This is a genomic window from Cupriavidus sp. GW821-FHT02F09 (assembly GCF_059421605.1).
Genome location: NZ_JBWKVH010000001.1, coordinates 1 through 26,120 on the forward strand (window position 1 = coordinate 1; position 26,120 = coordinate 26,120).

Sequence of the window (26,120 nt, forward strand, 5' to 3'; positions counted from 1 at the left end):
AAAAGAGCGGCCGGGACCCAAACTCGCATCGCCTTAAGGCGATACTCAGACATGGGTCCCTCTTCTCCGCTCTTTTCGTGAAATCCCGAGGCGCCCCATACGGCCTTGGCACACCTTCACGGCTCGCTGCGCGTCGCGTGTGGGTGTTTCCCGCCGCCAGGCGGGAAACACGGCCGAACCAGCGCGAGCGCGATGTCGTCAAATCACCATGCGGTGTAGCCGTGATTTCCGCCCCCAGGCGGAAATCACCTCCCCGCGATGCGAAGCGAGCCGTCTGCCTTTCATCTCCCGTTATGGGGCGCCTCGTCGTCGGGCGAAAAGAGCGGAAACGAGGAGGCCATGTTTGAGTATCGCCTTAAGGCGATGCGAGTTTGGCCTCCGGCCGCTCTTTTCGCCCGACGACGAGGAAGTCTTTCGCCCCATCCGGGTCGCTTCTTTGCCTACTTTCTTGGCGAGACAAGAAAGTAGGTCGCCTCCCCGCAGGGGAGGTGAAACTGCAGTTGCCTTTCAGTTTTTGACCTTGAAGTTAAGCAGTTAAAGCTGATTTTGCAGTTGCAGCCAGCATATCAACCTACGCCCGCCTGAAAAACGCACTAACCACCAACCCCGTCGCCGGCGGCGGCCGATTCGCCAACATCAACCTACCGCCATTTCGCTGCAAGATCCGATTAACGATCGACATCCCCAGCCCGGCGCCCTTGGCTTCGCTGCGTGCGCCATCGAGCCGGTAGAAGGGCCGGGTCAGCAAGGGCAATTGCGCTTCCGGCACGCCGCTGCCATGGTCGGCCACGGTCAGCACGGCTTCCTTGTCTTCGATGCGGGTGCTGATCTCGACCACGGCTACGCCGTTGTCTTCGTCCTTGGCGTAGCGGCGGGCGTTTTCGACCAGGTTGTCCAGGATCCGCTGGACTTCCATGCGGTTGGCGACGGCCATTACGGGGTCGCCGGCGCGGACATGGACGCGTACGTCGTCGTGCGCGCCATAGACGCCGACGGCGTCTTGCACAAGTGCGGACAGGTCGACGGGTTCGACCGTTTCCAGCGCGGGGCGGGCGTAGTTGAGGAACTGGCCGATGATGGCGTCCATCTGTTCGATGTCGGCGATCATGGCTTCGCGCGTGGTGTTATCCACGGGGGACATCTCGGTTTCCAGCCGCAGGCGCGTCAGCGGCGTGCGCAGGTCGTGCGAGATGCCGGCCAGCATGACGACGCGGTCGTCGTCGAGCTGGCGCAGGTCGCGCACCATCTGGTTGAAGCTGTGGTTGGCCTGCGCCACTTCGCTGGCGCCGTGCTCAGGCAGGGTGGGCGGGTCGCCGCCGCCGCCGATGGCGCGTGCCGCGTTGGCCAGCCGCTTGAGCGGGTGGTTGACCAGCGACGTGATAAAGGCTGCGCCGATGATCGACAGCAATAGCGCGGCGATGCTCCACCAGAGCCACTGGATGCCGGGCACGCGCTCGAACCGTTCGGGGCTGATCGCTACCCAGTAATCGTCGCCCTCGATCTCGAAACTCACCCATACGCCGGGAATGTCGTTCACGGTGGTGGCGATCACGGTCCCTTCGCCGAGCCGGCTGCGAATCTCCTGCTGCACCAGCTGGGTCAGGAAGGGGTTCGTGGTGGGCACGGAGAAATCGTCGTCTTTCTCGCGCGGGTAGACCTTGATGCCCTCGTTTTGCACCAGGTCGAGCAGCAGGAAACGCCGCCGCGCGGGATCGGAATAGAGCAGGGCGGCGCGCGTGAGCTTGACCACGCTGACCACTTGCATGGCGATCTGCTGGGCGCGCGGTGCGCGTTCGAAGAGCCGATAGCTCTGGAACCAGATACCCAGCGAGATCGCCAGCAATAGGGCGATCAGCATGAAGGTTCGCCAGAACAGCGAACCGAACAGGCGCGTAGCCGTGCGGCTGATGACAGTCGCCACGATGCGCGGCGCCTTACTTCACGCCATCGGGGATGAAGACGTAGCCCAGACCCCAGACCGTCTGAATGAAACGTGGGTTGCCCGGATCAGGCTCGATCAGCTTGCGCAGGCGTGAGATCTGCACGTCCAGGCTGCGGTCGAATACCTCGTACTCGCGGCCGCGCGCCATTTCCATGAGCTTCTCGCGCGACAGCGGCTGGCGCGGATGCCGGGCGAAGACCTTGAGCACCGAGAATTCGCCGGTGGTCAGGGTGATCTCCTCATCATTTTTGGTCAGCGTGCGTGTAGCGAGATTCAGCACGAAATCGCCGAAGGCGAAGGTTTCCGGGGTTTCGGAGGGCGCGCCGGGGACTTCGGCGGGGCCCTTGCGGCGCAGCACGGCGTGGATCCGCGCGATCAGTTCGCGCGGGTTGAAGGGCTTCGGCAGGTAGTCGTCGGCGCCCATTTCGAGGCCGACGATGCGGTCGACGTCCTCGCCCTTGGCGGTGAGCATGATGATGGGCGTCTGGTCGTTGGCGCCGCGCAGGCGCCGGCAGATCGACAGGCCGTCTTCACCGGGCATCATCAGGTCGAGCACTAGCAGGTCGAAACGCTCGCGCAACCAGAGCTTGTTCATCGCGGTGGCGTTCTCAGCTACCAGTACGGTGAAGCCCTGTTCGCCAAGGTAGCGGCGCAGCAGGTCGCGCAGACGGGGGTCGTCGTCTACGACGAGAATCTTGTGACTGGTATTTTCCATGGCGGTATCTTAGCGACAAACGCTTTCGGTCAAAATGGCTTAACAAAAGGTTACATACTTTACCCCGAGGTATGAAGGCGCGCATCCACCCTGCGTTTAAACTGCCGCATACCGTTTCCGTAGCCAGTCCCGCGGGGATTTCGTGGGCGTCCGCCGTGTAGTTCACTGCCATGACGTGGCGAGGCGGGGCTACTGGATGTCCGGCTTCCGGCGGTCCTGTAACCACCGTTTCCGAAGCCCAAACCGCCATTATCAATGAAAGTCACCTGCAAGCGCGCCGGGCATACCCTTTCCCGCGCCGGCGCGACTGTTGCGCTGTTGCTTGCCGCTAGTGCGGGATACCCGCAATCGCCCGGCATGGCGCATTTGTTTCCGGGCGCTGGCAAGCCAGCAGCTCGCGAGGCCGCCCCGCGCAACGAGCGCGAGCACTACAGCAAGGACGAGGCGCGAGCGCGCGCCGGAAAGTACCGCGCCGAGCGCGACATGAACGAGCGCCTGCCCCACGCATTCCCGAACGACAAGCTCTCGCCAGACGAGCGGCGCAAGCTGCGCCAGAACCTGTACGAGCTCGGGCGGGAAATGTACCAGGGCGGCTAGGGGCCAGGCACGCACACATGCGTGCAGCTTGACACGATGCGCGGCAAGCGCGTATCGGCGTCCGTCCTACTTCAGCCCCATAGCCTCACAGCCGCATAGCCTCATGGCAGGCCGGCGTGCGGCACTTCGACTTCCGTCATCAGGATATGGCCCAGGCGCGAAGCGCGCCGCTGCGCCTCGTCGAAGTTCGGCGCGGCGGCCAGGAACAACGTGGTGCCGCGCGGGCCACCCAGCGCGGCGGCGAAGATGCCCGTCCCGCAGGCAATCTCCTCATCGATGCGCCCGCCCGGCATTACCCGCAATACGCGATTGCCGATGGCGTCAGCCACCCAGAGCGCACCTTGCGCATCTTGGGCGCACCCGTCCGGCGCCACCTTCGCGCCGCCCAGCACCTGGCCGAGATCCGATCCAGTGGGCTGGCTGCCGAAGAGGGCCCAGTCACGGCGCGGGCCCAGCGAGCCATCCACGTGCAGATCGAAGGCCGAGATGCGATTGCCCAGGGTCTCGCCCACCACCAGGGACTTGCCGTCCGGCGTGATGACCGAGCCGTTGGGGAAGAACAGGCCATCGGCCACCACGGTCACCGAGCCGTCCGGGTCGACCCGCGCCAGGTTCGCGGTGCGCAGCGGGGCGCCGGCCATCAGGTCGAAACCGAAATTGCCCACATAGGCGCGGCCGTGCTGGTCCACCACCATGTCGTTGACGTGCCCGCTAGCCACGCCGGACAGGTCGGCATGTACCACGAGGCTGCCGTCCGGCTCGCGGCGCAGCAGCTTGCGGTCGCGCATGGAGACGATCAGCAGGCGCCCGTCCGGCAGCCATCCCATGCCGGATGGCTGCTGCGGCACTTCGGCGATCTGTTCGACGGCGCCATCCAGGCTCACCGCCATCACGCGATGGGTATAGAAATCCGACAGCCAGAGCCGGCCGTCGTGCCAGCGCAGTCCTTCCAGAAAGGTGTGCCCCTCGGTCAGGACCGATAGTTCGCGGTGCGCCATGCAGTGTCTCCGTTGTGATCTTTCGATCTTGTGATTGGTGTGCCTACATCCAATACGATTTGTGCCGGGACCGCAAGCGCGCCGCGGTGGGGGTCAGGCGCGGGGCTGGAAATGCCGCAGGAAGTCGACGAAGACCTCGGCCGCGAGCTGGGCGTCGTCGGCCGTGATGGTTTCCAGCGGGTTGTGGCTGATGCCGCCGTTGCCGCAGCGCACGAACAGCATCGCCACGTCGGTCATGCGCTGCATCATCATGGCGTCGTGGCCGGCGCCCGAGGGCAGCTCGAACGCGTCCAGCCCGCGCTTCTTGAGCACCGCGCCGAACTGGTCCATCAGCCAGCGCGCGCAGGGCGCGTTGTTGACCGGCGTCACCCGTTCCACGCCGGCGCTGAGGCCGCGACGCTCGGCGATGGCCTGGATGCCGGTCACGATGTCGGCAATGGCGGCTTCGCGGATGCTGTCTTCGCCGGCACGGATGTCCATCGAGAACACGCATTCGGCGGGGATGACGTTGCTCGACCCGTTGGGTACCTGCAACTGGCCCACCGTGCCAACCAGCGTAGGCACCTGCCCGCAGCGCCGCTCCACCAGCAGCACCATCTCGGCCGCCGCCGCGGCGGCGTCCTTGCGCAGGGTCATGGGCGTGGTGCCAGCGTGGCTGGCCAGGCCCTCGACGCGCACCTGGAAGCGGCTGCTGCCGGCAATCTGGGTGACCACGCCGAGCGGCAGGCCGTGGTGCAGCAGGACCGGGCCTTGCTCGATATGGACTTCGACAAAGCCATGCAGGGTGGCGGGGTCCACCGCCGCGGCGCGCAGTGCATCGACGCCGCCCGCGCCCGGCAGGCCAGAGGCGGCCAGGGCTTCGCGCAGCGTCACGCCGTCGGTGTCCGCACGATCCAGCAGGGCCGGGTCGAAGCGGCCGGCCAGCACGCTGCTGGCCAGGAAGCTGGTCTTGAAGCGCAGGCCTTCTTCCTCGGCAAAGCCCACGACCTCGAAGTGATAGGGCAGGCGGATGCCGGCCGCGTTGAGCGCCCCAACCACCGCCACGGGCAGCAGGATGCCAAGCCGGCCGTCATAGCGCCCGCCGTTGCGCACGGTGTCGAAGTGCGAGCCGGTCATCAGCACGCGCGCGCCGTCGCCCGCGGCAGGATCGGCGGCGTAGCGGCCGATCACGTTGCCGATGGCGTCGATGCGGACTTGCATGCCCGCCGCCTCCATCCACGCCGCCAACTGGGCTTGCGCGGCGCGGTGGGCCGGGGTCAGGTAGGCGCAGGTCAGGCCGCCTTCCATATCCGAAAAGCGGGCCAGCGCCGCGGCCTGGTCGAGAATGGTCTGGCCTAACGGGAGGAGGGGGGAGGCGATTTGGGTCATGGCAGCTCGGGTGGCTCAGGCAGTGAAGGCCGTGAAGGCAGGTAGCGGTGCAAAAGGCAGGACGTGGCGTTCAGCGGTTGCGCATCCACGTTTTCCACGCGATCCACAGCTTGCGCATGGGCGTGAGCGAGATGCGCTGGTTCAGTACCTGGAACTCACTCGCCTCCAGCTCGTCTAGCAGCGTCTGGTAGATCGCGCCCATGACCAGTCCGGCGCGCTGGGCGCGCCGATCGGCAGCGGGCAGCAGCGCCAGCGCCTCGCGGTACAGCGTGCGGGCCTGCTCGGCCTGGTAGCGCATCAGCGTGACGAAGCGATCGGAGTGCGTGGCCTGATTGATCTCGGAGACCGGCACCTGGAAGCGCTGCAGCGTGTTGACCGGCAGGTAGATCCTGCCGCGCCGGGCATCCTCGCCCACATCGCGCAGGATATTGACCATTTGCAGCGACAAGCCCATCTTTTCGGCGTACTCGAGCGTGCGCGGATCCGTGTGGCCGAGGATGCGGGCGCTCATGGTGCCGACCACGCCGGCCACGCAATGGCAATAGCGCGTGAGCGCGATGTCATCCAGGTAGCGCGACTGGTTGAGGTCCATTTCCATGCCTTCGAGCACTTCGTTGAACATCGGCTGGGTCAGCCCATAGGCTTGCATGTGCGGCTGCAGCGCCTTGGTCACGGGATGGGTCGGCGCGCCGTTGAACATCTGGGCGAGCTCGTTGCGCCACCAGGCCAGCTTTTGATAGGCCACGCTGGCGTCTTGCGTGTCGTCCACGACATCGTCGACCTCCCGGCACCAGGCATAGAGGGCGGTAATGGCCTGCCGCCGCTCGGGCGCCAGGAACAGGAAGCTGTAATAGAAGCTGGAGCCGCTCTGCGCGGCTTTCTCTTGGCAATACTGATCGGGCGTCACGCCAGGCTCGGGTCGGTGAAATGGGGGGGCTATGGGGGGCTTTATGCCTGCGCTGTCGCCGCGGCAACCTGGCCGGCGCGCGGTGGCCGGTGTGGCGAGATGGCGCGATGCGCTGGCCAGGGGGGCCTGCGCCAAGAGCCGCGATTTCCAGTCGTCAAGCCATTCCACGGCGGGTGGCAAGGCAGCGCGGGCGACGCGCGGGATTGTAACATCGCGCTCCCGGCCGCAACGGCCGCGGGCGAGAGCGCCGCCGTGCACTTCGGCCTGCGCGGATATCCAGCGCTGCGGCATTTGGCCGCGCCCGGCGCGATTCCTGCGTCCGACTTGGGACCCAGGGTGGGCGGCTTGTTTGAAAAGTGCGTTTCCGGTATCCCCCTCCGCGCGCCATTTGACGCTTTCGGCTTCACGCCGTTACATTACTGACCGGCGAGTTATTAATCGCCGCCACGCCGCGCCGTGCCTGCCGCAGTGCAAACCGTGCCACCGATCTAACGCTTAACTCATGCCAGTGCCTCATCCCGGGCCGGAAGTTGTGGCCATCGAAGTGCCTTTTTCAACGCTTTTCAGCGCGAACGCGTTCGCGGCCGGCTTGCGCATGCGCGGTCGCGGCGCGTTGGTGACCCTGCTGCTGCTCGCCGGGGTGGCGCTGGCGGGTTGCAGCCGTCAGGCAGAAAAGGCGCCAGAGATCCGCCCGGTGCGCCTGATGCAGGTGCAACCGGGGGCAGGCAAGACGGAGCTCGAGTTCTCGGGCGATGTGCGGCCCCGGATCGAGTCGCGGCTAGGCTTTCGCGTGGGCGGCAAGATCGCCGCGCGCCTGGTCGACGTGGGCGCCACCGTGCGCAAGGGCCAGCCGCTTGCCCGCCTCGACCCCACCGACCTCGGCCTGGCGGAAGCCGGTTCGCGGGCCCAGTACGACGCGGCCAAGACCGACCGAGACCTCGCCGAGGCCGATCTGAAGCGCTACAACGAGCTGTTCGCCAAGAAGTTCATCAGCGCGGCCGAGCAGCAACGCCGCCAGGCCACCTTTGACTCCGCCGCCTCCCGCCTGCGCCAGGCCGAGGCGGGGCTGCGCAACCAATCCAACCAGACCGGCTACGGCGTGCTGACCGCCGACGCCGATGGCGTGGTGACCCTGATCGAAGCCGAAGTCGGCCAGGTCGTGGCGGCCGGCCAGTCGGTCGTGCGGGTGGCGCAAACCGCGGAGAAGGAGGTCGCGGTTGGCCTGCCGGAGGATCAGGTCGAGCGCCTGCGCGGCATCTCCGACGTCACCGTGCGCACCTGGGCCGAGCCCGGCCGGCCGCTGCCGGGCCGCGTGCGCGAGATTTCGCCAATGGCCGACCCGGTAACGCGCACTTACGCGGCGCGCATCAGCGTGCCCAATCCACCGGCCGACTTCAAGTTCGGCATGACCGCCGTGGTCACCTTCACCCGTACCGGCGACGATGCCACGCTGCGTGTGCCGCTCTCCGCGCTGCTGCAAAAGCAGGGCAGCAACCAGGTCTGGGTGTATGACGCGGCAGCCGGCACCGTGCAGCCGGTCAACGTCACGCTGGGCGAGCTCCAGGGTAACGAGATCCAGGTCAGGCAAGGGTTGTCGCCCGGCCAGACCATCGTCACCGCGGGCGTGCACCTGCTCAAGCCCGGGCAGAAGGTCAAGCCGCTGCAGGCGGTGGCGCCCACGCCGGCCGTGCGCAACTAAGGCGCCGGCATGGATCATTCCCGTTTCAACCTGTCCCGCTGGGCCCTGGAGCACCAGCCGCTGACCCGTTACCTGCTGGTGGTGCTGTTGCTGGGCGGGCTTTTTGCCTTCTTCCAGCTCGGTCAGGACGAAGACCCGCCCTTTACCTTCCGTGTGATGGTGGTGCAGGCATTCTGGCCCGGCGCCACCGCCGAGCAGATCGCGGTGCAGGTCACCGACAAGATCGAGCGCCAGCTGCAGGAAGTGCCCTACGCCGACAAGATCCGCAGCTTCTCCAAGCCCGGCGAGACCACGGTGATCTTCCAGCTCAAGGACACCGCGCCGGCCAAGGACACCGCGCAGATCTGGTACACCGTGCGCAAGAAGGTCGGCGACATCGCGCAGACGCTGCCGCCGGGCGTGCGCGGGCCGTTCTTCAATGACGAGTTTGGCGATGTGTATGGCTCCATCTACGCGCTCTCGGCCGACGGCTTCAACTACAAGGAGCTGCGCGAGTACGCGGACCTGGTGCGCCAGCAGCTGCTGCGTGTGCCGTCCGTGGCCAAGGTGTCGCTGATCGGGTTGCAGGACGAGAAGGTCTACATCGAATTCAACCAGGCGCGCTTTGCCCAGCTCGGGCTGGACATCAACGCGATCGCCGACCAGATATCGCAGCAAAACAGCATGACCGCCAGCGGCGTGCTGGTGACGCCGGGTGACAACCTGCAGGTGCGCTTGTCGGGCCAGTTCGCCAACGTGGCCGACCTGGAAAACCTGGTGCTGCGCGGCCCGAACGGCATCGCCAATATCCGCCTGGGCGATATCGCCCATGTGTACCGCGGCTATGTCGATCCGCCTGCCAGCAAGATGCGCTTCCAGGGCAAGGAGGTGATCGGGCTGGGCATCTCGATGGAGCGCGGCGGCGACATCATCGCCATGGGCAAGAACCTGCGTGCTGCGATGGACGGCTTGCGCGGGCAACTGCCCGTCGGCATCGAGCTGGATCAGGTGCAAAACCAGCCGGAGGCCGTGGAGCGGTCGGTGGGCGAGTTCGTGCACGTGCTGATCGAGGCCGTGGTGATCGTGCTAGGCGTGAGCTTTGTCTCGCTCGGGCTGCATACCAAGCCGCTGCGCATCGACGTGCGCCCGGGCCTAGTGGTGGCGCTGACCATTCCGCTGGTGCTCGCCGTCACGTTCCTGTTCATGAATATCTTCGGCATCGGCCTGCACAAGATATCGCTCGGGGCGCTGATCGTGGCGCTGGGGCTGCTGGTCGACGACGCCATCATCGCCGTGGAGATGATGGTGCGCAAGCTGGAGGAGGGCTTCTCCAAGATGGAAGCCGCCACCTTCGCCTACACCTCCACCGCCATGCCGATGCTGACCGGCACGCTGATCACCGCCGCCGGCTTCCTGCCGGTGGGGCTGGCGCGCTCCACCGTGGGCGAGTACACCTTCGCCATTTTCGCCGTGACCGCGATGGCGCTGGTGCTGTCGTGGCTGGCCGCGGTCTACTTCACGCCCTACCTGGGCTACCTGCTGCTCAAGGCACGCCCCGCCGGCGAGGGCGAGCAGCACGAGGTGTTCGATACGCCGTTCTACAACCGATTTCGCCGCCTGGTGCACTGGTGCGTGACGTGGCGCAAGACGGTGATCGTCATCACGCTGGTGGCCTTTGGCCTCGGCCTCTACGCCTTCAAGTTTGTGGAGAAGCAGTTCTTCCCGGACTCGAGCCGGCCGGAGCTGATGGTGGAGCTGTGGCTGCCGGAGGGCACCAGCTTTGCGCAGACCGAGGCCGAGGCCAGGCGCTTCGAGGCCGCGCTGCGCGGGGACCGCGAGATTGCCAGCCTGACCACCTTCGTCGGCAGCGGCGCGCCGCGCTTCTACCTGCCGCTGGACCAGATCTTCCCGCAGACCAATGTGGCGCAGGTGATCGTGATGCCGGCCGAAGTCGCGCTGCGCGACCGGGTGCGCCAACGCGTGGTGGACCTGCTGGCGCGCGATTTCCCGCAATTGCGCGGCCGCGTCAAGCTGCTGCCGAATGGCCCGCCCGTGCCCTATCCGGTGCAGTTCCGCGTGATCGGGCCGCAGGCCGCTGGCGTGCGCAAGCTGGCTGACGAGGTCAGGGCGGTGATGAGCGCCAACCCCAACACCGTGGGGGTCAACGACAACTGGAACGAGAGCGTCAAGGTGCTGCGCCTGGACATCGACCAGGACCGCGCGCGCGCGCTCGGCGTCAGCACCACCGCGATTGCGCGGGTGACCCAGACGGTGCTGACCGGCGTGGCGGTGGGCCAATACCGCGATGGCGACAAGCTGATCGATATCCTGATGCGCGCGCCACGCAACGAGCGCGACGCCATGTCCGACCTGCAGAACGTGCAAGTGCCCACCGCCAGCGGCCGCGTGGTGCCGCTGACCCAGGTCGCGCGCATCGCTTTTCGTTCCGAGCCGGGCGTGATCTGGCGCGAGAACCGCGACTTTGGCGTGACCGTGCAGGCCGACGTGGTCGAAGGCATCCAGGGCCCCACCGTGACGGCGCAGATCAATCCCAAGCTGGACAAGCTGCGCGCGCAGCTGCCGGCGGGCTACCGCATTACGGTGGCCGGGGCGGAAGAAGAAAGCGGCAAGGCCGGCGCGTCGATCGCCGCGCAGCTGCCGCTGTGCATCTTCCTGATCTTCACGCTGCTGATGCTGCAGCTGCACAGCTTCTCGCGCTCGCTGATGGTGTTCCTGACCGGGCCGCTTGGCCTGATCGGCGCCGCCGCCACGCTGCTGCTGCTCAACGCACCGATGGGCTTTGTCGCGCAGCTTGGCATCACCGCGCTGCTCGGCATGATCATCCGCAACTCGGTGATCCTGGTCGACCAGATCGAGCAGGACATCCGTGCCGGCGAGCCGGTGTGGGATGCCATCGTCGAATCCGCCGTGCGGCGCTGCCGCCCTATCATCCTGACCGCGGCAGCGGCCGTGCTGGCCATGATCCCGCTGTCGCGCTCCGTGTTCTGGGGGCCGATGGCGGTCGCCATCATGGGCGGGCTGGTGATTGCGACGGCGTTGACGCTGCTGTTCCTGCCGGCGCTGTATGCGGCCTGGTTCCGGGTCAAGGCGCCGGAGCCGGGCGGGGCGGTACTGGCACGCTGAGCGCGCGCCCGGGCGTGCTCTGGCGGCAGAACTGCCAAGCGCGCTCCCTATCTCACATCAACTCGAAGCTGACGTCCTGGGCGCCTTCCCACAGCACCTTGGTGCCCAGCGCGCGCAGGTTCTCCTTGCCTTGCACGATCGTCAGGAAATGGTTGCCCGCCAGCTGGCCCATCTTGCTGGCAAAGCAGCAGCTGCCATACGCCAGGATGATCTCGGTCTCGCTGTAGCCGCCGGGGTAGAACAGGATGTCGCCGACCGAGGGGTGGCTGGTGTGGTTCTCGAAATCCACGCCCAGCTTGAACTCGCCCAGCGGGATCCAGCAGCCTTCGCCGCTCCAGCGCACATGGATCAGCTTTTGGCGGTAGGGCAGCAGCTTGGTGAAGGCCGCCACGGTGAGGGGGGCGTCGGGATGGGTTTCGGCGACGAACTGGTAGCCGCCGGCGGTAATGCGGATCTGGGCCATTCAGGCTCTCCTGGGGAAATCGGGGTGATCGTTCAGCTTAGCGCGGCGACCAGCTTTTCGGCAAATGCAATCAGGCTGCGGTCGCTGCCGGCCGGGCCCATCAGCGAGATGCCTAGCGGTGCGCCCGCGCGGCCGGCCAGTGGCAGGCTCAACTGCGGGAAGCCGGACAGCGGCGCCAGGCACAGCGTTTGCGCCGACAGGTTGCGGTAGGTCTCAAGTTCCTCGCCGGCAGCGTCGGACAGCGGGGCGATGTCGGGCATGGTCGGCAGGATCAGGACGGCGTCGTTGCCAAGCAGCGCCGCCAGATGCGCGGTAAAGGCGCGGCGAATCGCGCTGGAGGCTTCGAGGCGGGCTTCGGTGACGCCCTTGGAGAATGCAAAGCGCGCGGCCACGTCGGGTCCGAGTTGCAGGCCGTATTGCTCGATCATGGCGCCGTCGGTCTGCCAGGCTTCCCAGCCCTGCACATAGCGGAAGGCCCACCAGATGTCTTCCAGCGGGCGGTCCGCCACCGTGACGGGTGTGGCCTTGCCGAAGGCGGCCTCGATGCCGCCGACCACCGGCAGCAGCGCGTCCAGCGCGGGGGCGGTGGGCATGCGGAACAGGTCTTCGGCCAGCAGCAGGCGCGGGCCGGCGGGCAGGGGCCGGGGGTCGCTGCCAAGCAGCACGTCGGCCACGCGGGCGAAGGTGCCGATGTCGCGCGCGAAGAAGCCGCAGGTATCAAAGCTGTCGCACAGCGCCAGGGTTTGCGCCAGCGAGACCCGGCCAAAGGTGGGGCGGATGCCGAACAGCCCGCAGTGGCTGGCCGGCGCGCGCACCGAGCCGCCGGTGTCGGTGCCGAGCGCAAAGTCGCAGAGCTTGTTGGACACCGCCGAGGCCGAGCCGGAGGACGAGCCGCCCGTGATGCGCCCCGGCGCCGCGCCGTTCACCGGCGCGCCATAGTGGGCATTCTTGCCGTTCATCGAGAACGCCAGCTCATCCGTATGGGTCTTGCCGACGAAGGCCGCGCCGGCATCCAGCAGCCGCTGCACGGTGGGCGCGGTGGTGGACTTGATGCCCGACATGGCCAGCACATGGGGATTGCCGCCGCCAGTTGGGTAGCCGGCTACGTCGAACAGGTCCTTTGCGGCGAAGGTCAGGCCGGCGAGGGGACCGCTGGCCGCATTGGCCACGGGTGCGTCGGGGTAGGGGAGGAAGGCGTGAGAGGGATGGCTGGCCAGGGTCATGGATGCGGGTAGCGGTGAAAGTGAGGGCTAGGGTAGCAATCAGTAAAGGCGATATTGGCACGGAACGCACGGCATACACGGCATGCGCCGGCATGCCGTACCGTTGCGGCGGGTTGACAGAGCTTACGCCAGGGCCTCGGCACGGGCGACAGGCTCACTGGCCAGCACGCAGCTCACGCTATGCCCGCCACCCAGCGCGGTCGCCCGCGGCACCGCCTCCAGGCATTGCGCGCGCGCGTGCGGGCAGCGTGGGGCAAAGCTGCAGCCCGGCGGCAGGGCCGACAGATCGGGCGGCGAGCCGGCGATGGTCTGCAGCCGCTGGCCGCGGTCCATGCCGTGCTGGCGGCTTTGCAGCAGCGCCATCGTATAGGGATGGCGCGCGGCGCGCAGGATGGTGCGGATCGGGCCTTCCTCGACGATGCGCCCGCCGTACATCACGGCGACGCGGTCGGCGATTTCCACAGCCGCGCCGATGTCATGGGTGACGAACACGATCGACAGGCCAAGCTCGCGTTGCAGCTCGCGCAGCAGGATCAGCACCTGGATCTGCACGGTGGCGTCCAGCGCGGTGGTTGGCTCGTCGGCCAGCAGGACCTTGGGGTTGGCCGACAGCGCCAGCGCGATCATGGCGCGCTGGCGCATGCCGCCGGACATCTCATGCGGATAAGCCGCCAGGCGCCGCTCCGGGCTGGGAATGCGCACGGACTGCAGCGCGCGCAGCGCACGCTGGCGCGCTTCGGCCGCGGACACACGGGCGTGGGTGCGGATGCACTCGATGATCTGTTGGCCGATCGTGTAGACCGGGTCCAGCGCCAGCAGCGGCTCCTGGAACACCATCGCTACCTTGCCGCCGCGCAGCCGGGCGAGGCCACGGCCATCGAGGGCGGTGACGTCGGTGCCATCGATGCGGATCTCGCCTTCCATGCGGGTGCGGCGCGGCGGGTGCAGGCGCATCAGCGCGCGCAGCGTCACGCTTTTGCCGGAGCCGGATTCGCCGATCAGGGCGAGCGTCTCGCCAGGCGCCACCGCAAGCGACACGCCGCTGACGGCGCGAATGGTCTTGCCGCCGCCGGAGAAGGTCACGCGCAGGTCGCGCACCGACACCATGGGGGCGGCTGCATGGGGTTCGGGGCTGTGGTTGGGTGCGGTCATGGGTACGTTCGCGGGTACGGTCACGGGTGCATTCACGATTTGGCCCTCAGGGTGCTGCAACGAGCGGGCTGGCGGCCGCGGGCATCTGCCGGCTGTGGCCGCCGTCCGCGTTCGCCATCAGGCAGGCCACCGGATGTCCCGCGAGCGCGTCGGACAACTGCGGCGCGCGGCGCGAGCAAACGTCCTGTGCCATGGCGCAGCGCGGATGGAAGCTGCAGCCGGATGGCGGGTTGATCGGGTTGGGTGGGTCTCCCGCCAGCGGCGCAACCTGGGTGCGGTGATCCGGGTCCATCGCCGGCATCGAGGCCAGCAGCGCACGCGTGTAGGGGTGCGCGGGGTTGGCGTAGAGCGTTTCGGTGTCGCCCACCTCCACGACCTTGCCCAGGTACATCACCATCACGCGGTCGCATAGGTAGCGGATCACGTTCAGGTCGTGGCTGATGAAGACGTAGGTAAGGTCGAACTCGGCCTTGAGGTCGAGCAGCAGGTTCAGCACCTGCGCCTCCACCGATTTGTCCAGCGCCGACACGGCTTCATCGAGGATCACCAGGCGCGGGCGCAGCACCAGCGCCCGCGCGATATTCACCCGCTGGCGCTGTCCGCCGGAGAGCTCGTGTGGATAGCGCCCGGCAAAGCGCGCCGGCTCCAGGCCCACGCGATCCAGCAGGGCACGCGCGCGCGCGCTGGCTTCGGCCGCGTCGATGCCGTGCACGCGCGCCGTAAAGGCGATGGATTCCTCGATGGTCAGGCGCGGATTGAGCGAGGAGTAGCTGTCCTGGAACACCATCTGCACCTGGCTGCGGTAGCGCTTCATCGGCAACTGCGCCGATCCCACGCCCAGCGCATCGAAAATCAGCTCGCCGCTGTTTTGCTCGATCAACTGCATCAGCAGCCGCGCGGTGGTGGACTTGCCGCAGCCGGATTCGCCGACCACGCCCAGCGTTTCGCCCTTTCTCACTTCGAAGCTGACGCCGTCGACGGCGCGGACTTCGCCACCGCTGCGCCAGGGTAGCTTCGACTTGAGCGGGAAGTGCTTGATCAGGTCGCGCGCGATCACCAGCGGTTGCGCGGGGCCGCCGACGTCGGTGTTGGCCAATGCATCGGGTATCGTGTCTTGCAAGGTTTCCATCATGGCATCAGTCCTTGATTTCCATCGCCGAGCGAATGCCATCGGCGAGCAGGTTGAAGGAGATCGAGGTCAGGAAGATCATGGCGCCGGGCAGGGCGGCAACCAGCGGCTGCGTATAGATCGCTGTGCGCAGCGTGTTGAGCATCAGGCCCCATTCCGGCTCGGGCGGCTTGACGCCGAGGCCGAGGAAGGACAGGCCAGAGGCCAGGATCATCGACACCGAGATCAGGCTGGTGGCGTAGACAAAGATCGGCCCCAGCACATTGTTGAGCACGTGGGCACGCACGATGGTCAGCGACGACGCGCCCGAGGCGCGCGCCGCATCGACGAACTCGCGATTGCGCACTTGCGTGGTCACGCTCTCCGCCACGCGCACGATCTGCGGCACGAACACGATGGTGAGCGACAACAGCGCATTGCCCACGCCTGCGCCCAGCGTGCCCGACAGCGCGATGGCCAGCAGCACCGAGGGGAAGGCGTACAGGATGTCGACCAGCCGCATGATCACGGTATTGGTCCAGCCGCCGGCATAGCCCGCGACGATGCCCAGCGCGCTGCCGATCACAAAGGCGATCAGCACCGGCGTGATGCCCATGAACAGCGACAGCCGCGCGCCCAGCATCAGGCGGGACAGCAAGTCGCGCCCCAGCTCGTCGGTGCCAAGCAGGTAGTGCTCAGTGCCGATCGGCTTGAGGCGCTTCATGATCGAGGCGGCGTACGGATCGGCCGGCATCAGCACGGGCGCGAAGATCGCCATCAGCACCAGCGCCAGCAGGATCAGCGCGGCCAGCATGGCCAGCTTGTTGCGCAGCAGGCGTTTGCCCACCGTGGCCCAGTAGCCGGGCGAGCGCTGCACGACGGGCACAAGGGCGGGCTTTTTCAGAGTCATTTCCATGGGGGCTCCCGGGTTTCCTTGATGGCGTCAGTTGCGCTGGATGCGCGGGTCGAACAAGGTCTGCAGCGCATCGACCAGCAGGTTCAGCAACACGAAGAACACGGCGAGCACAAGGATGGTCCCCTGCAGCAGCGGAAAATCGCGCTGGAAGATCGCCGAGTTGAGCAAGAAGCCCGTGCCAGGCCAGGAGAACACCGTCTCGATCAGGATCGAGCCGCCCAGCAGGTAGCCGAGCTGCAGGCCCATCACCGACAGCGCGGTGGGCGCCACGTTCTTCAGCACATGGCGGAACACCGCCACCTCCGACAAGCCGCGTGCCTTGAGGCCGACGATGAATTCGTTCGAGAGGATTTCAGCCACGAGCGCGCGGATGGTGCGCGCCACGATGCCCATCGGGATCACCGACATCGTCACCGCCGGCAGCACCATGTACTGGATATGCTCCCAGTTCCATGCCCAGTCGCTGGAGCCACCAGGGCCGGCGCCGGTGGCGGGCAGCCAGCCGAGGAACACGGAGAACACGATCACCAGCACCATGCCCAGCCAGTAGTGCGGCATGCTCACGCCGAAGACCGACAGGAAGGAGGCCGTGCGGTCCGCCGCGGAATCGCGGAAGTAGCCCGCCACGAAGCCGAACAGGCAGCCGAAGGTAAAGCCGATCAGCGTAGCCACCGCGGCCAGCCGGACCGAGTTGATCACCGCCGTCAGCACCTCGCTCATCACCGGGCGGTTGGTGGCGATGGAGGTGCCCAGGTCGCCGTGCAGCGCGCGGGTGAGCCAGTGCAGGAATTGCTCGAGGAAGGGCTTATCGAAGCCGTAGAGCGCGGTAAGCTGGCGGCGCAGGTCCTCGGAGGCGTCGGGCGGCAGCACCGACACCAGCGGGTCGCCTGGCGCGATATGGACCAGCGAGAAGCAGAGCAGGGCGACCCCGAGCAGGATGGGGATCGCGTAGACGATGCGGCGGAGCAGGTAGAGCATGTTCGTGGCCGGGAAGGAAGGCGAGCGTTGCCTGCCGTGGTTTCTCGGGGGAGCCCGGCCGATGCATGCCGGCCGGGCATCTTCTGGATTGCGCTGCGCGTGGCCGGCCCGGGACCGGCCACGCGCGCAGTTCGCTTAGTGCACGGCTTGGTGCTCGGCGTGCAGCACGGCTCAGTCCATCGACATGGTGGCGATGTCGATAAACCAGCTCTGCGGCTGCACCACGCCCTTGACCTTCCTGGAGATCGCGCGCGGGCCTACGTCATGCGCGATCAGCACGAAAGGCGCTTCTTCCACGATGCGGGCATGCAGCTTGGCCAGCGCCGTGTCGCGCGCCTTCTCGTCGAACGACGTGCGCGCCGTCTCGATCAGCTTGTCGAACTCCGCGTTGCCGAAGTAGCCCCAGTTGTTCGAGACCGGCGGCTGCGTCTTGGTGCTGACAAAACGGACCATGGCGAAGAACGGGTCCATCGCCGCGAAGCTCACGTTGATGGCGTTGGCGCCATGCGCGCTCGGGTCCTTGGCGCCGATGCGCCAGTTGGTAAACAGCGTGTTCCACTCGACCACGTCAAAGTCGACGTCGATGAAGCACGCCTTCAGGTTCTGCTGCACGTACTCGTTCATCGGCAGCGGCTGCATCTGGCCGGAGCCCGAGGCCGACACCTGCACCTTTACCTTCATCGGCTTGGCGGCCGAGTAGCCGGCCTCCTGCATCAGCTTGCGCGCGGCGTTGGCGTCGTACTTGATATCGAACGCGGGGTTGCCCCACCACGGGTTGCCCTTTTCGACGATGCCCTTGGATTCGGCCATGTAGCCGCCCAGCAAGGTCTTCAGGCCCTCGCGGTTCACGCACAGGTTGGCCGCCTGGCGCACGCGCTTGTCGAGCCAGGGAGATCCGGGCGCGAACGACAGCTGCCACGGCCACATATGCGGCTGGGCATTGGCGTAGACCTCAAAGCCACGGCTCTTGATCTGCGCCACGGCATCCGGTGCCGGCGCCTCGATCCAGTCGACCTGGCCCGACAGCAGCGCGGCGGTGCGGGCGTTGGCCTCGGGCATCGGCTGCATCACCACCTTGTCGATCTTGGGCAGGCGCTTCGCGTCCCAGTACTGCGCGTTCTTCACCATCTCCAGACGCTCGCGCGGCACGAAGCGGCTCATCTTGAAGGGGCCGGTGCCGGAAGCATCGGCGGCAAAGGCCACCCAGGCTTGCTTGGAGCGCTCGGCCGGATCGGTCACCGAGGCCGGCACGGCAGCCAGCTTCTTGTCCCACTGCGTGGGCGAGGCCATGAACAGGTTGCTCAGGTTATAGGGCAGGAAGGAGTCTGGCTCCGACGTAGCCAGCTCCACCGTGAGGTCGTCGATCTTCCTGGCCGAGCGCAGCGTCGGCATGCGCGAGGCGGTCACGCCAACCTGGCTGGGATCGAACTGCTTGGCGGTCTTGTCGAGCACCTTGCCCACGTTCCACACCACGGCGTCGGCGTTGAACGGCGAGCCGTCGTGGAATTTCACGCCGGGGCGCAGCTTGAAAATCCACTTGGTCTTGTCCTTGGCATCGACCTTCCATTCCGTGGCCAGGTCGGCAATCAGCAGGCTGGGGCCGTTGGCCTTGGACAGGTCCCACTGGGTCAGCCCGTCGTACATCGGGATGCCGGTGAAGCGGTTGCCTTCGAAACCCTGGTCGGGCTGGCCCAGCGTGCGCGGGATGTCGGCGGCGGTCATGCCGATGCGCAGTACCTTCTCGGCCATCGCGGTGCCCGGCAAGGCGAGGATCGAGACGGCGGTGATCGCGGCAGCGGCGGCGATGGACTTCAGGCCGGGTTTTACGCTTCTTGCGGAGTCGGAAGAGAAAACGGTCACGGGCAAAGCTCCTGGGTGGGGGAAGGGGAGACGGGACCAGTTAAGCAAGTCATATGCCAGTGCCTATGCCACTGCCAGTGCCCCAGCCTTGTCCCGCTGGCGTTCCGGCCATGGCCTGTTTTTTGCTGACTTCCCCGTCTGACTCCCAACCAACCGGCTTCCCAACATGGATCAGCAACACCCTCCCCGCATCAACGCAGCACGCCTGTGGCAATCGTTGATGGACCTCGCGCAGATCGGCGCCACGCCCAAGGGCGGCGTGTGCCGCATCGCGCTGACCGAGCTGGACCGCCAGGGCCGCGACCTGGTGGTCGGCTGGTGCCGCGCGGCCGGGCTCGATGTGCGCACCGACGAGGTAGGCAACGTGTTCGCGCGCCGTGCCGGGAGCGATCCCCATGCGGCCGCGGTGGCCACCGGCAGCCACATCGACACCCAGCCCTCGGGCGGCAAGTTCGACGGCAATTTCGGCGTGCTGGCTGGCCTTGAGGTGATGCGCACGCTCAACGACCTGGGCATCGTCACCCGCGCGCCGCTGGAGCTAGCGTTCTGGACCAACGAGGAGGGCACCCGCTTTACGCCCGTGATGATGGGCTCGGGTGCCTTCGCCGGCGTGTTCGAGGCGGCGTTCATCCGCGCCCAGCGCGACCTTGACGGCATTAGCGTGGGCGAGGCGCTGGAGCAGATCGGCTACCGCGGCGAGCAGCCCGTGGGCGAAGTGCCGGGCGGCATGTTCGCGGCCTATTTCGAGGCGCATATCGAGCAGGGGCCGGTGCTGGAAGCCGCCGGGCTGCCGATCGGCGTGGTTTCCGGCGCGCTCGGCCAGCAATGGTACGACGTGACCGTGACCGGCATGGACGCCCACGCCGGCCCCACGCCGCTGGCGCTGCGCCACGACGCCATGCTGGCGGCCGCCCGCATGATCGATGAAGTCAATCGCATCGCCGTGGATGAGGCCCCGCACGGGCGCGGCACGGTAGGCTACGTGCAGGTCACGCCCAACTCACGCAACGTGATTCCGGGCCGCGTGGACTTTTCCGTGGACCTGCGCAATCTCTCGCAGGCCGGGCTGGACCGCATGGACGCCGCCATGCGCGCGTCGTTCGCGCAGATTGCGCAGCGTGGCGCGGTGGACGTGTCGATCAGCCAGGTGGTGAAGTTCGAGCCCTGCGTGTTCGCGCCGGCATGCGTGGACAGCGTACGCCGCGCCGCGGCCGCGCTGGGGCTGCCGCACATGGACGTGGTCAGCGGCGCCGGGCACGACGCCGTGTACGTGGCGCAGCGCGCGCCCACCGGCATGATCTTCGTGCCGTGCAAGGACGGCATCAGCCACAACGAGCTGGAAGACGCGCTGCCCGAGCATATCGAGGCCGGCGCCAATGTGCTGCTGCAAGCGATGCTGGAGCACGCGCGCTAAGGCGACTTAGCGCCCTAGCTTCTCAATGGGCGATCGAACGCGAGATCGCCCAGGCGCATTCGATCACCATCGGCGCCAGCTTTTTCTGCGCCTCGGCCATGCTCCAGCGGCTGGCCGGTGGCGACACATGCACCGCGCCCACCGCCTGCCCCTGGCTGTTGACGATGGCCGCGCCCACGCCCATATCGCCCAGGAACAACTCCTCGTTGTTGCAGGCGTAGCCCACCTTCCGGCAAGCCACCACCGTCTCGAAGATCGCCGCCACATCGGTCAGCGTGGCCGGCGTGCGCGCCACCCGGGCCGAGTCCTCGAGCATGGCCATCACCTGATCGTCGGGCAATGTGCTCAGGTACGCGCGGCCGCTGCTGGTGCAGTACATCGGGATGCGCATGCCAACGGGCGTCAGCACCGGGATGTACTTCGACGTCATCAACTGCGCCACGTAGACCATTTCCAGCCCCACCGGCTCGGTCAGGTTGGCGGTCTCGCCGCTGGCATTGGCGAGCTGCGACAGGTAAGGGCTGGCGGCCTGGATCAGCGCGTCGGCGGACAGGTAGTTGTAGCCGATCTCCATCACCTTGGGCGTCAGCCGGAAGCGCCGCGTCTGCGGGTGCTTGGCCACATAGCCCAGCGTTTCCAGCGTATGCACGGTGCGTTGCGCGGAGCTTTTGGTCATGCTGGTCAGGCTGGCCAGTTCGGCCAGCGTGAGGGTGCGATGGACTGCGCTGAAAGCCCGCAGCACTTCCAGCCCCTTCTCCAACGATTGATTGAAAAGCGGGTCTGGACGAGCTTTTTTTTCGTCGCTTTCCGTGCCGCTGGCCGGCGCTTCGCCGCCGTTTTCCTGATGGTCTTGCCGGTTCATGTTCGCGTTCCGCCGAGTCCTCGTATCGGTGACGGGCACCATCGCTGGGAAGACCTGCACCACGATGAATGCATATTGCACCAATATACGACCGAATCGATTATCGATTTATATGGTTTCCGTCCATGATATTCAGGTCGTCTTTCTTTGGGAATAGCGGCGATGCGCCGGCCCTCCGATTTGGGAGCGCGAGTTCTCTCACTTCGGTCGAGTGCCTTGTTTTATAAGGCTTCCAGGGAGCTTGCCTGTTTGTGGGTGGGTGAGACATGCGGCGCATGCGCGACAGTGAAATGCAGCCGAGTCGTTCTCTTTCAGTGTTTACCCGCATTCCTGATTTGTTGACGATCAGTGAAATATCAGACTAGTATCACAACAACTTCAACATTGCGGGAATTACCATGTCGAACCCGATCCGGCTGGTCGGCGGCGCCGATCACACCCCTGAGCCAGCCTCGCGCGCCGCCACCGGCGCCGCGCTGCGCGAGCAGGCCTATGCCGAGATCAAGCGGCGCATCATTTCCTGCGAATTCCGTCCTGGCGAGCCGCTCAACGAAGCCCAGGTCGCGGCCTTGCTCGGCATTGGCCGCACCCCCGTGCACCAGGCGCTGCACCGGCTGGAAGTGGAAGGGCTGGTGTCGATCCTGCCGCGCAAGGGCGTGCTGGTCTCGCCGCTGTCGCTCAACGAAGTGCTCGACATGATCGAAGTGCGCGCCACCAACGAAGTGCTGTGCGCCACGCTGGCCTGCGAGCGCGCCCACGAGAGCGATCTCAAGGCCATGCGCGAGATCGTCGACCGCTCGCCCGACCTGATCGCGCGGCGCGACATCACCGGCCTGGCCGCGCTCGACCTCAAATTCCATACCGCCATGTCGGCCGCCTCGCGCAATCGCGTGCTGGCCGACCTGCTGCGCGGCCTGCACGAGAAGCAGGCGCGCTTCTGGTTCCTCTCGCTGTCCGACCCGCAGCACCTGGAGAACGTCTACCAGGAGCACAGGGTGATCATCGATGCCCTGGAGCGGCGCGACGTGCCGGCGGTGCGCGAGGCCATCCGCGAACACATTGACGAATTCCGGAAGAACATCATCCGGACCATCTGACCGTTTTTCTCCGCAACATCCGCAACAGGTAGTGAGCAATGCCGACACTTCAATTCCACGTAGCCGGCGAGGGTGAACTCGTCCTCGATATCCAGCGCCTCATCATCGCCGGCTGGACCGGCCGCGACGCCGACGCCGTCAACCACCACATCCGCGAGCTCGAAGAGATCGGCGTCAAGCCGCCGACCACCGTGCCGTGTTTCTACCCGCTGGCCGCCTCGCTGCTGACCACCGACGCGCTGCTCGAGGTGCCGCGCGAAGACTCCTCCGGCGAAATCGAGTTCGTGCTGCTGGCGGCCAAGGACGCGATGTACATCGGCGTGGGCTCCGACCACACCGACCGCAAGGTCGAAGCCTATGACGTCACCGTCTCCAAGCAGATGTGCGCCAAGCCCCTGGGCAGCGAAGTCTGGCGCTTTGACGACGTGGCCGCGCACTGGGACCAGTTGCAGATGCGCTGCTGGCGCACCCGCAACGGCCTGCGCGAGCTCTATCAGGAAGGGCTGGTCACGCGCCTGCTGGACCCGCGCGACCTGATCCAGCGCCTCACCGGCGAAGACAAGCTGCCGGTGGGCACCGCCATGTTCTGCGGCACGCAAGCCGTGATTGGCGAACTGGGCAGCGGCGAAGCCTTTGAAGTCGAGCTCCACGATCCGGTGCGCAAGCGCACGCTGCGCCATGCTTATCGCGTGGCATGCCTGGCGGTCGCACCATGAGCACCACGCTGCCAACCATCGCCGCGCTCGCCGCCGACCTGGCCGCCGGGCGCACCACCAGCGTTGCGCTGACCGAGCAAGCACTGGCTCGCATCGACGGCCACCGTAACACTGGCGGCACCGCCTTCCTGGAAGTCGACGGCGCCGGCGCGCTGGCCGCTGCCCGCGCCGCCGACCAGGCGCGGGCCGCAGGGCTGGTGGCATCGCCGCTGGCGGGGCTGCCGGTCTCCATCAAGGACCTGTTCGACGTAAAAGGGCAGGTGACCCGGGCCGGGTCGAAGGCGCTCACGCGCGAGCCCGCCGGCGCCGACGCGCCCGTGGTGGCGCGCCTGCGCGCCGCCGGCGCCGTGCTGATCGGGCGCACCAACATGAGCGAGTTCGCGTTCTCCGGCCTCGGCCTGAACCCGCACTATGGCACGCCCCGCACGCCCTTCGACGAAGCACGCATCGCGGGTGGCTCCACGTCCGGTGGCGCGCTCAGCGTGGCGCTCGATATGGCCGTTGCGGCGCTCGGCACCGACACCGGCGGCTCCATCCGCATCCCCAGCGCGTTCTGCGGCCTGACCGGCTTCAAGCCCACCGCAAGCCGCGTGCCGCTGGCCGGCGCCGTGCCACTGTCGACCTCGCTCGACTCCGCCGGCCCGCTGGCGCGCTCGGTTGCCTGCTGCGCCGCGTTCGACGCCATCGTCAGCGGCGAAACGCTGGACAGCCGCCCCGCGCCGCTGGGCGGGCTGCGTCTGCTGGTGACCCGCGATTTCGTGTGCGACGGCCTCGACGCCGAAGTCGCCCAGGCCTTCGACGCCACGCTCGCCACGCTCTCCCGGCTCGGTGCGCAGATCATCCCGTTCGAATTCCCCGAGCTCAAGCGGCTGCCGCAGATCAACGCCGCCGGCGGCCTCACGGCAGCCGAAGCCTGGCACTGGCACAAGCAGTTGCTGGCCGAACGCGGCGATGCCTACGACCAGCGCGTTGCCATGCGCATCCGCCGCGGCGAGCAACTCGGCGCCGCCGACTACATCGAACTGCTGGCCGAGCGCCGCGCCATGCAGGTGCGCGCCGCCGACCTGCTGCGCGAAGCCGACGCCTGGCTGATGCCCACGGTTGCCGTGCGCCCGCCACGGCTCGATGCCCTGCAAAGCGACGAAGCCTTCTTCGCCACCAACGGCCTCGTGCTGCGCAACCCCAGCGTGCTCAACTTCCTCGACGGCTGCGCCGTATCGCTGCCGATGCCGGCGGCGGAGCAGGGCATGGGGCTGAGCGTCGGCGGCCTGAACGGGCGCGACGCGCGCGTGCTGCAGGTGGCCGGCGCCATCGAAGCCGCGCTGCAGTAACACGTAGTAGCCAGCAGAAAAGACCGAGGGCCGCGACCAGGCAGCGCGGCCCCGTCAATCAACACCCAAGGAGTACCACCGATGTCTTCCGTGATGACCGGCGCCCCTGGCGCCCTGGAAAGCCCGGCCCACACCCCGGCAGCGCGCAACGAGGCCTACCGCAAGATCGCGGTGCGGCTGATCCCCTTCCTGGTGTTCCTGTTCGTGCTCGCCTGGATAGACCGCGTCAATGTCGGCTTTGCCAAGCTGCAGATGCTGCAAGACCTGCAATTCAGCGAAGCCGTGTACGGTTTCGGCGCCGGCATCTTCTTCATCGGCTACTTCCTGTTCGAAGTGCCCAGCAATCTCTTGCTGGAAAAAATCGGCGCGCGCCGCACGCTCGCCCGCATCACCATCCTGTGGGGCTTTGCCTCCATGGCGATGATCTTCGTCAAGACCCCCATGCAGTTCTACGCCCTGCGATTCCTGCTCGGCGTGTTCGAAGCCGGCTTCTTTCCCGGCGTCGTGCTCTACCTCACCTACTGGTTCCCCGCTCAGCGCCGCGCCCGCATCAACGGCCTGTTCATGACCTCGTTCGCCATCGCCGGCGTCATCGGCGGCCCGCTCGCCGGCTTCATCATGAGCAGCATGGAAGGCGTCGACGGCCTCGCCAACTGGCAATGGCTGTTCGTCATCGAAGGCATCCCCTCCGTGCTTGCCGGCATCGCGGTGCTGATGTTCCTGCCTGAAAAGCCCATCAGCGCCAAATGGCTCTCCCCCAGCGAGCGCGACCTCGTCACCCGCGAGATCGAAGCCGAAAACCGCGACCCCGCCAAGCACTCCTCGCTGCGCGCCGCCTTCACCAACTCGCGCGTCTGGATCTGCGCCGCCATCTACTTCTGCGTGGTCAGCGGCAACGCCACCATCGCCTTCTGGTCGCCATCCATCATCAAAGAGCTCGGCGTCAAGGGCAACCTGCAGATCGGCCTCGTCTCCGCCATCCCCTTCATCGCAGGCACCCTCGCCATGGTCTGGAACGGCATCCACTCCGACCGCACCGGCGAACGCCGCCTGCACTGCGCGCTAGCCACCCTGATGGCCGCCGCCGGCCTTGTGCTCACCGGCATGTGGCTGCACAGCGCTGTGCTCGCCATGGTGGCGCTCACCATCGCCTCCGTCGGCATCCTCGCCGCCTTCCCGGTCTTCTGGTCGCTGCCCTCCGCCTTCCTCGCCGGCACCGCTGCCGCCGGCGGCATCGCCCTCATCAACTCCATCGGCAACCTTGCCGGCTTCGTCGCGCCCTACATGATCGGTTGGTTCAAAACCAGCACCGGCCAGCTCTCGTCCGGCCTGTACTTCGTCGCCGCGCTGGAAGCCTGCGCCACCGTCCTGGTGCTGGCATTCATCAAAACCAAGGTCGCCGCCAAGGCCTAACCGGCGAGATGCCCCGGGCAGCACGAGGGACTGGATTCCAGCGGCGCTTTGCGCTAGAATCCGCTGCCTCGTTGCGCTGCATGCGCAAAGTGCGCCGGCAGCACAGGTAACACCAGCCAGGCGGGCAGTTTCAGCCGCCTGTTTGCTTTTGTGCTCTTGTGATATTTCTCACGCTGCCCGGCACGCCTGTAAGACAACGAGCACAGCGGCCTCCCGTCAGGGATGCACGCCGCAGGGA

The 26,120-nt window shown here is 66.9% G+C and carries 21 protein-coding genes; 8 read left to right on the forward strand and 13 right to left on the reverse strand.

The genetic code is table 11. The features are described 5' to 3' along the window. Positions 1 to 571: 571 nt before the first annotated feature. Both AC07XB_RS00005 and ompR read right to left on the reverse strand, forming a co-directional pair. The gene (locus AC07XB_RS00005) at positions 572 to 1,921 is read right to left on the reverse strand and encodes a sensor histidine kinase family protein (protein WP_150990620.1); all 1,350 of its coding nucleotides are present in this window, start codon (positions 1,919 to 1,921) and stop codon (positions 572 to 574) included. A gap of 13 nt (positions 1,922 to 1,934) precedes the next feature. Further along, a complete protein-coding gene (gene ompR, locus AC07XB_RS00010) occupies positions 1,935 to 2,657 on the reverse strand; it encodes an osmolarity response regulator transcription factor OmpR (protein ID WP_006576352.1) in 723 nt (240 codons plus the stop codon). A gap of 255 nt (positions 2,658 to 2,912) precedes the next feature. Between ompR and AC07XB_RS00015 the strand changes: the two genes are divergently transcribed. Continuing rightward, positions 2,913 to 3,254, forward strand: coding sequence for a KH domain-containing protein (locus tag AC07XB_RS00015; RefSeq protein WP_492807594.1), 342 nt, complete (start codon positions 2,913 to 2,915; stop codon positions 3,252 to 3,254). A gap of 101 nt (positions 3,255 to 3,355) precedes the next feature. On the opposite strand, the gene AC07XB_RS00020 is transcribed toward AC07XB_RS00015, so the two are convergent. From AC07XB_RS00020 to hpnD, 3 genes are all read right to left on the reverse strand, one after another. After that, entirely contained in the window at positions 3,356 to 4,252 is an 897-nt protein-coding gene (locus AC07XB_RS00020; protein ID WP_492807593.1) for an SMP-30/gluconolactonase/LRE family protein, read from the reverse strand. Positions 4,253 to 4,345: 93 nt separating this feature from the next. Beyond that, entirely contained in the window at positions 4,346 to 5,620 is a 1,275-nt protein-coding gene (locus AC07XB_RS00025; RefSeq protein WP_492370798.1) for a Zn-dependent hydrolase, read from the reverse strand. A gap of 70 nt (positions 5,621 to 5,690) precedes the next feature. After that, on the reverse strand, positions 5,691 to 6,527 hold the full coding sequence (hpnD, locus tag AC07XB_RS00030; protein ID WP_492370797.1) for a presqualene diphosphate synthase HpnD: 837 nt from the start codon (positions 6,525 to 6,527) through the stop codon (positions 5,691 to 5,693). A gap of 502 nt (positions 6,528 to 7,029) precedes the next feature. Here hpnD and AC07XB_RS00035 point away from each other — a divergent pair. Continuing rightward, entirely contained in the window at positions 7,030 to 8,226 is a 1,197-nt protein-coding gene (locus AC07XB_RS00035; protein WP_492832815.1) for an efflux RND transporter periplasmic adaptor subunit, read from the forward strand. A gap of 9 nt (positions 8,227 to 8,235) precedes the next feature. Next, complete coding sequence (locus tag AC07XB_RS00040; RefSeq protein WP_492370795.1) at positions 8,236 to 11,349, forward strand: efflux RND transporter permease subunit; 3,114 nt, start codon at positions 8,236 to 8,238, stop codon at positions 11,347 to 11,349. Positions 11,350 to 11,401: 52 nt separating this feature from the next. Here AC07XB_RS00040 and AC07XB_RS00045 read toward each other — a convergent pair whose 3' ends face one another. The 7 genes from AC07XB_RS00045 to AC07XB_RS00075 all read right to left on the reverse strand — a co-directional run bounded on the left by AC07XB_RS00045 (position 11,402) and on the right by AC07XB_RS00075 (position 18,938). Further along, positions 11,402 to 11,812 carry a DUF3830 family protein gene (locus tag AC07XB_RS00045; RefSeq protein ID WP_416048258.1) on the reverse strand — a complete coding sequence of 137 codons (411 nt, stop codon included), beginning with the start codon at positions 11,810 to 11,812 and terminating at the stop codon, positions 11,402 to 11,404. A 32-nt stretch (positions 11,813 to 11,844) separates the two neighbouring features. Then, a complete protein-coding gene (locus AC07XB_RS00050; RefSeq protein ID WP_492832817.1) occupies positions 11,845 to 13,035 on the reverse strand; it encodes an amidase in 1,191 nt (396 codons plus the stop codon). Positions 13,036 to 13,158: 123 nt separating this feature from the next. Then, the gene (locus tag AC07XB_RS00055) at positions 13,159 to 14,187 is read right to left on the reverse strand and encodes an ABC transporter ATP-binding protein (protein WP_492832819.1); all 1,029 of its coding nucleotides are present in this window, start codon (positions 14,185 to 14,187) and stop codon (positions 13,159 to 13,161) included. A 46-nt stretch (positions 14,188 to 14,233) separates the two neighbouring features. Further along, positions 14,234 to 15,316, reverse strand: a complete 1,083-nt coding sequence (locus AC07XB_RS00060; protein WP_492370810.1) for an ABC transporter ATP-binding protein — start codon at positions 15,314 to 15,316, stop codon at positions 14,234 to 14,236. 7 nt (positions 15,317 to 15,323) lie between these two features. Beyond that, positions 15,324 to 16,211, reverse strand: coding sequence for an ABC transporter permease (locus AC07XB_RS00065; protein WP_150990600.1), 888 nt, complete (start codon positions 16,209 to 16,211; stop codon positions 15,324 to 15,326). Between the two features lie 27 nt (positions 16,212 to 16,238). After that, positions 16,239 to 17,189 (reverse strand): ABC transporter permease, encoded by a 951-nt coding sequence (locus AC07XB_RS00070; protein ID WP_492370791.1) that lies wholly within the window; start codon positions 17,187 to 17,189, stop codon positions 16,239 to 16,241. A gap of 171 nt (positions 17,190 to 17,360) precedes the next feature. Further along, positions 17,361 to 18,938 carry an ABC transporter substrate-binding protein gene (locus AC07XB_RS00075; protein ID WP_492832824.1) on the reverse strand — a complete coding sequence of 526 codons (1,578 nt, stop codon included), beginning with the start codon at positions 18,936 to 18,938 and terminating at the stop codon, positions 17,361 to 17,363. Positions 18,939 to 19,215: 277 nt separating this feature from the next. Here AC07XB_RS00075 and AC07XB_RS00080 point away from each other — a divergent pair, with 277 nt between their 5' ends. Beyond that, the gene (locus AC07XB_RS00080; protein ID WP_492370790.1) at positions 19,216 to 20,463 is read left to right on the forward strand and encodes a Zn-dependent hydrolase; all 1,248 of its coding nucleotides are present in this window, start codon (positions 19,216 to 19,218) and stop codon (positions 20,461 to 20,463) included. A 22-nt stretch (positions 20,464 to 20,485) separates the two neighbouring features. Here the strand turns inward: AC07XB_RS00080 and AC07XB_RS00085 are convergent, their stop codons facing one another. Further along, entirely contained in the window at positions 20,486 to 21,325 is an 840-nt protein-coding gene (locus AC07XB_RS00085; protein ID WP_492370789.1) for an IclR family transcriptional regulator, read from the reverse strand. A 398-nt stretch (positions 21,326 to 21,723) separates the two neighbouring features. Here AC07XB_RS00085 and AC07XB_RS00090 point away from each other — a divergent pair, with 398 nt between their 5' ends. The 4 genes from AC07XB_RS00090 to AC07XB_RS00105 all read left to right on the forward strand — a co-directional run bounded on the left by AC07XB_RS00090 (position 21,724) and on the right by AC07XB_RS00105 (position 25,882). Next, the gene (locus tag AC07XB_RS00090; protein ID WP_150990592.1) at positions 21,724 to 22,422 is read left to right on the forward strand and encodes a GntR family transcriptional regulator; all 699 of its coding nucleotides are present in this window, start codon (positions 21,724 to 21,726) and stop codon (positions 22,420 to 22,422) included. 38 nt (positions 22,423 to 22,460) lie between these two features. Further along, positions 22,461 to 23,138 (forward strand): DUF2848 domain-containing protein, encoded by a 678-nt coding sequence (locus tag AC07XB_RS00095; RefSeq protein ID WP_492807581.1) that lies wholly within the window; start codon positions 22,461 to 22,463, stop codon positions 23,136 to 23,138. Next, a complete protein-coding gene (locus AC07XB_RS00100; RefSeq protein WP_492370787.1) occupies positions 23,135 to 24,469 on the forward strand; it encodes an amidase in 1,335 nt (444 codons plus the stop codon). Before AC07XB_RS00095 ends, AC07XB_RS00100 begins: the two co-directional genes overlap by 4 nt. Positions 24,470 to 24,550: 81 nt before the next feature. Further along, positions 24,551 to 25,882, forward strand: coding sequence for an MFS transporter (locus AC07XB_RS00105; protein WP_492828324.1), 1,332 nt, complete (start codon positions 24,551 to 24,553; stop codon positions 25,880 to 25,882). Positions 25,883 to 26,120: the final 238 nt, after the last annotated feature.

What these genes read in the sequence shown, in the direction of transcription:
- AC07XB_RS00035 (WP_492832815.1), top strand. Translation starts at nt 7,030, where the DNA reads ATGCCAGTGCCTCATCCCGGGCCGGAAGTTGTGGCCATCGAAGTGCCT.
- AC07XB_RS00080 (WP_492370790.1), top strand. Translation starts at nt 19,216, where the DNA reads ATGGATCAGCAACACCCTCCCCGCATCAACGCAGCACGCCTGTGGCAA.
- AC07XB_RS00090 (WP_150990592.1), top strand. Translation starts at nt 21,724, where the DNA reads ATGTCGAACCCGATCCGGCTGGTCGGCGGCGCCGATCACACCCCTGAG.
- AC07XB_RS00055 (WP_492832819.1), bottom strand. Translation starts at nt 14,187, where the DNA reads ATGACCGCACCCAACCACAGCCCCGAACCCCATGCAGCCGCCCCCATG.
- AC07XB_RS00065 (WP_150990600.1), bottom strand. Translation starts at nt 16,211, where the DNA reads ATGGAAATGACTCTGAAAAAGCCCGCCCTTGTGCCCGTCGTGCAGCGC.
- AC07XB_RS00075 (WP_492832824.1), bottom strand. Translation starts at nt 18,938, where the DNA reads ATGGCCGAGAAGGTACTGCGCATCGGCATGACCGCCGCCGACATCCCG.
- ompR (WP_006576352.1), bottom strand. Translation starts at nt 2,657, where the DNA reads ATGGAAAATACCAGTCACAAGATTCTCGTCGTAGACGACGACCCCCGT.
- AC07XB_RS00015 (WP_492807594.1), top strand. Translation starts at nt 2,913, where the DNA reads ATGAAAGTCACCTGCAAGCGCGCCGGGCATACCCTTTCCCGCGCCGGC.
- AC07XB_RS00085 (WP_492370789.1), bottom strand. Translation starts at nt 21,325, where the DNA reads ATGAACCGGCAAGACCATCAGGAAAACGGCGGCGAAGCGCCGGCCAGC.
- AC07XB_RS00100 (WP_492370787.1), top strand. Translation starts at nt 23,135, where the DNA reads ATGAGCACCACGCTGCCAACCATCGCCGCGCTCGCCGCCGACCTGGCC.
- AC07XB_RS00020 (WP_492807593.1), bottom strand. Translation starts at nt 4,252, where the DNA reads ATGGCGCACCGCGAACTATCGGTCCTGACCGAGGGGCACACCTTTCTG.
- AC07XB_RS00050 (WP_492832817.1), bottom strand. Translation starts at nt 13,035, where the DNA reads ATGACCCTGGCCAGCCATCCCTCTCACGCCTTCCTCCCCTACCCCGAC.
- AC07XB_RS00105 (WP_492828324.1), top strand. Translation starts at nt 24,551, where the DNA reads ATGTCTTCCGTGATGACCGGCGCCCCTGGCGCCCTGGAAAGCCCGGCC.
- AC07XB_RS00040 (WP_492370795.1), top strand. Translation starts at nt 8,236, where the DNA reads ATGGATCATTCCCGTTTCAACCTGTCCCGCTGGGCCCTGGAGCACCAG.
- AC07XB_RS00070 (WP_492370791.1), bottom strand. Translation starts at nt 17,189, where the DNA reads ATGCTCTACCTGCTCCGCCGCATCGTCTACGCGATCCCCATCCTGCTC.
- AC07XB_RS00060 (WP_492370810.1), bottom strand. Translation starts at nt 15,316, where the DNA reads ATGGAAACCTTGCAAGACACGATACCCGATGCATTGGCCAACACCGAC.
- AC07XB_RS00025 (WP_492370798.1), bottom strand. Translation starts at nt 5,620, where the DNA reads ATGACCCAAATCGCCTCCCCCCTCCTCCCGTTAGGCCAGACCATTCTC.
- AC07XB_RS00095 (WP_492807581.1), top strand. Translation starts at nt 22,461, where the DNA reads ATGCCGACACTTCAATTCCACGTAGCCGGCGAGGGTGAACTCGTCCTC.
- AC07XB_RS00045 (WP_416048258.1), bottom strand. Translation starts at nt 11,812, where the DNA reads ATGGCCCAGATCCGCATTACCGCCGGCGGCTACCAGTTCGTCGCCGAA.